Below are 4,281 nucleotides of genomic sequence, written 5' to 3'. Positions count from 1 at the left end.
ATTCCAGTATAAAAAAACGGAGTCAGCATGTTGCTGACTCCGTTTTTTTATGGGTTGAAGAGCGATATTACCTCTTCTCAAATTTATACGCTAAAGTTGCCATAAAACTACGCGGTGGAATCGGATTCACACTATAGTTTTCATGGATATAATAGTTAAACGCGTTGGTGATATTGGATAATTTACCCAAAATACTCCAGTTTTTATAAGCATAACCAGCGGAGAAATCTATGGTTGTAAATGGACTAACGGAGATCAGACGATTAAGACCATCGCGTACGTTGATCTTTGTATTATTCCAACCTGCATTACGTCTACCTGTATAAAATGCGGAAAAACCTAACTTCAGCCCCTTAACAGCCCCGTTTTGAATGGTATAAAACACGGTTCCATTAGCCGTATGTGCTGTAGTTCCTACCAAACGTACATTTTCTTCGTTTCCAGAGATTTCAGTCACTTTCTCCTTACCATCAACGATGGTTGTATAACTTGAAATTGGATTGGTTTCGGTATAACGCATATAATTATAGGAATAACCGGCGATAACATTCAATCCTGGAAGTAAAGTTCCGGTAACATCAACTTCCAATCCGCTTGAAGCCGTCTTTCCAGAAAATTCTTTCATATTTGCATCGCTATTGCTTGTTCCACCCGGGAGTACCAATAATTGTTGGGCAAAGCGATTGTTATTAATTCTATACCAGGCAACATTTGCGGATAACCTACCATTGAAAAAGTCATTTTTCACACCTGCTTCGTACTGATCGATGATGGAGGGAGCCAAGGGTTGATAATTTACATCGTATCCCGAATTCGATGTAAAGTTATTTGCATAAGTAACATAGACACTTGATGAGCGGATCGGCTGATAGATCAATCCAAATTTAGGTGACCATGCTTTGTCCACTTTTGCGCCGATCGGATTTTTCTGACCATCTAGATTAATAATCTCTTCCGATTGATTCGTCGCATAAGTATACTTTTCCGAATTCGGTGTACGCTGATACGTATAGCGAATCCCAGCCAATACTTTAAATTGTTCAGTAACTTCTATTAAGTCCTGAAAAAAAGCACCATAACGGAAGATATCCGTTGTTGTTTTGGTCAATAAATCCGCTTGTGGCATATCTGTTCGAAGTCCATTTCCCGAAACCAAATGCTGCGCAGTTTGTGAGGGATTAAAGACATAAATAGAATCGTATACACCGCCCACATTTTTAGATGCATCAATTTTATAGGCATACGCATTTGAATGCGATTGATCGGCATCTGCTCCCACCAGGATCTTATGCTTGATGGATCCTGTTTTTACAGTTCCCGTTAGATTCAATTGCTGGTTGGCCGTAAACTCATTTGATTTGGATCGGGTTAAACTCCGCGGAGCAATTCCATTTTTATTCGCTTGAATCCGATCTGATCCATAATAATCACGATCGTACGTTTGGTAACTTGCTATTGCGTTTAAATTCCATGAATCATTAAACTTATGGTTCAAATTGATCTGGCCGTTTGAGGTATTTGTTCTGTTGAAAGCAAAAGGCACATTCATAAAAGTGTTTCTGCCAACTTCATTGTTCAACTTTCCATCCACGGTCCCCATTCCAAAGTCTGGAGTAAAATCACTTTTTAAGTAATCGAATGTAAAGTTGAGATCAGTTTTATCAGATATTTTATATAAAACAGAAGGATTTACATAAGTACGTTTTGATGTGACTTGATCCCTAAAGCTACCCGCTTTTTCATAAGTTCCGATAACGCGGAATGCAACCTTATTGGAAATTGGACCATACACATCCACTGTTGGTTTATAGAAGTCATAACTTCCTACGCGCATTGAAGCCTCGCCTCCATAATAAAATTTAGGCTTTTTCGTAACCAGATTTACAACGGCCCCACCAGATACACCGCCATATAACAAAGCAGAACTTCCTTTTAAAATCTCTACAGATTCCAAGGTGCTCGCCTCAATCGAACCTCCATTGTTGGTTCGCGCACCATTTTTAAATATATTATTCCCGCCTAAGCTATAGCCCCTTGCGTAAAAATTTTCGTTGACCCCACCGCGATTCGCTCCCATAGCGACACCGTTTGCATTTTTTAGCGCATCACTCAGGCGATTAACCTGTTGATCTGCAATAACCTGTTCGTTTATAATTTGTACACTCTGCGGCAAATCCCGATCAATAATACCTGCTTTACCGACATTAACTGTTTTACTGTTATGCGAGTTGTAGCCCACCACTTCCACTTGTTCCAATTGAGATTCAGAAATATTCAAAGAAACATTAATGGCTGTCGCCTTTCCATTTTTAACCTCGATGGTACGCTCCTCAGCTCCATTTCCGATACTTTTAATCCGAATAGTATAGGTTCCATCTGGAAGATTAGAAAAATGGAAGCTTCCATCACCGGAAGTCGAAGTAGACCTACCTAAAGAAACTATGGTTACTGTTGCCGATTCAATTGGTGCACCATCTTTGGTTTTAACACGGCCATGTATCCCCTTACTTTGCGCCGATGCATCCAAATGAATTGCTCCTACCAATCCCAGACTTAAAACAAGTCCCAGAAAAGTTCTTTTCATGTTAATAAATTGTGAGTTCGTAAAAATTATTTGTCGGCGCAAACATACGATATTATTTTATTGTTTAGAATAGTTTTAAATAAAAATAGCTTATTATAATAGATGAATGATTCAACTTCGTAGCATCTATTATATGTTGCAAGGATTCACTGTAACTATTTCTATTAATCGTAAGGATTTCCTTACATTTATGCCATAACTAACATCCTAACTAATCAATTCAATGAGAACGCATAAGCTCCTACTCTCCGCTTTTATTTTTTTATTCTTTCCCACATTTTTGTTGGGTCAGCAAACACAGGTTGATCATGATCTCACAGCAATTATGCGTCGGTATAATGCTGTCGGGCTCAGTGTGGTCGTCGTCAAAAACAATAAAATTGAGTATCACAAAAATTATGGTTACAAAAACTTGGAAACCAAAACGGCTCTCGGAGAGAATGACCTCTTTAGAATTGCTTCTATTTCAAAGTCATTCACTGCAACATCATTAATGCAATTAATAGCAGATGGCCGATGCAAGTTAGACGACGACTTCGGAGATCTGATCGGTTTTCCAATCAGAAACCCCAATTATCCAGGAAAAAAAATAACACTCCGGATGATCCTTTCGCATACGTCCAGCGTCAATGATAAAAACGGTTACTTCAACCTAGATGTCATCAATCCATCCAAAAACCCAAACTGGAAAGATTCATACAATCTTTATGAACCCGGCACACAATACCAATATTGTAATCTCAACTTTAATATGGCCGGTGCCGTTCTCGAGAAACTGACCAATACACGTGTCGACAGCTACATTGTTAACCATATCCTCAAACCGCTCAACTTATATGGTGGTTACTGTATAGACTCCTTGGATCAGAAAAGATTGGTTTCGTTATACGCCTTTGATGAAAAGGGAAATCCCCATGAAGAGCCCAGTGCCTATAATCCACGTCGGGAAGAACTCAATCAATACATCCTGGGCTATAGCACTCCTGTGCTTTCTCCGACAGGTGGAATGAAAATATCTGCCTTAGATTTAGCCAGATACATGATGATGCACATGAACTACGGCCATAGTCAGGGAAAAAACATCATCAGTAAAAAATATGCGAAGATTATGCAGACGGCTGTAAATAAAGAATCAGGCTATGGATTAGCGATTATGAACAATGCAAAAATTGTCCCCGGTGTTAACCTGACAGGACATACCGGTTCGGCATATGGGCTTTATAGTGCGCTGTTTTTCAATCCAAAGAAAAAATATGGGTTTATTGTGATAACCAATGGCTGCAATATTCCCGATAGCGATGACTTCAACCCTTTGCTTAAAGATTGTATAGGAGCCTTGTACGATGCATATATCAAATAGGTAACAGCTTACATCAAGTAAACAAAAGCCAACCCATAAACTATAACCTTGTCGCTAAGCTTTATGGGAAAACCAGAGGCCCTCGGATCGACTGGACAATAAACAAAATAAAAAAGCTGCAGATTTTGCAGCTTTTTTATTTTGTTATTTTTACTATTTCTTGTTTTCTACCCAGTTTACAATAGCCGGATCCAGCGGATTGGTCGCTGAACGGAAACGATGTACAAGTTTACCGTTCTCATCAATCAAAAACTTTTCAAAGTTCCATTTGATTTCACCTTTAAAATCGGGGTTCTCCTGAGCGGTCAAATACTTAAACAAGGGTGATATTTGATCT

2 protein-coding genes and 1 pseudogene are annotated in these 4,281 nt (G+C 39.0%); 1 reads left to right on the top strand and 2 read right to left on the bottom strand.

Annotation, left to right across the window (positions count from 1 at the left end):
• Positions 1-67: 67 nt before the first annotated feature.
• Complete coding sequence (locus B2X72_RS22310; protein WP_088162777.1) at positions 68-2,584, bottom strand: TonB-dependent receptor; 2,517 nt, start codon at positions 2,582-2,584, stop codon at positions 68-70.
• Between the two features lie 223 nt (positions 2,585-2,807).
• Here B2X72_RS22310 and B2X72_RS22305 point away from each other — a divergent pair, with 223 nt between their 5' ends.
• Positions 2,808-3,944, top strand: a complete 1,137-nt coding sequence (locus B2X72_RS22305) for a serine hydrolase domain-containing protein (RefSeq protein WP_088162778.1) — start codon at positions 2,808-2,810, stop codon at positions 3,942-3,944.
• A 153-nt stretch (positions 3,945-4,097) separates the two neighbouring features.
• Here the strand turns inward: B2X72_RS22305 and B2X72_RS22300 are convergent.
• Positions 4,098-4,281 (bottom strand): annotated as a pseudogene (locus B2X72_RS22300) (glutathione peroxidase); the annotation flags it as partial.

The sequence above is a fragment of the Sphingobacterium sp. UBA7253 genome (assembly GCF_002472745.1).
GTDB classification, from domain to species: Bacteria; Bacteroidota; Bacteroidia; order Sphingobacteriales; family Sphingobacteriaceae; genus Sphingobacterium; species Sphingobacterium siyangense.
The sequence above is the reverse complement of the archived record's forward strand: the minus strand, read 5'-3'. Positions and strand labels throughout refer to the sequence as shown.